At 44.1% G+C, this 263-nt stretch carries 1 pseudogene; it reads left to right on the top strand.

What is annotated here, in order from left to right:
- Positions 1 to 263, top strand: a pseudogene (locus R0J88_RS21005) (translational GTPase TypA); the annotation flags it as partial.

Here is a 263-nt window from a genome sequence, read left to right as displayed (position 1 = left end):
AAGAGCTGGTTCATAACGTAGCATTACGCGTTGAAGAGACTGACAACCCGGATCGTTTCCGCGTATCTGGCCGTGGTGAGCTTCACTTAGGTGTTCTTATTGAAAACATGCGTCGTGAAGGTTTTGAATTAGCCGTTTCTCGTCCAGAAGTTATCATCAAGTACGAAGATGGTAAGAAAATGGAACCTTATGAAACCATGACGGTTGATATTGAAGAGCAGCATCAAGGTGCGGTTATGGAAAAATTAGGCTTGCGTAAAGCC

It is taken from the genome of Pseudoalteromonas sp. SIMBA_162 (assembly GCF_046535955.1).
GTDB classification, from domain to species: Bacteria; Pseudomonadota; Gammaproteobacteria; order Enterobacterales; family Alteromonadaceae; genus Pseudoalteromonas; species Pseudoalteromonas marina.
The sequence above is the reverse complement of the archived record's forward strand: the minus strand, read 5'-3'. Positions and strand labels throughout refer to the sequence as shown.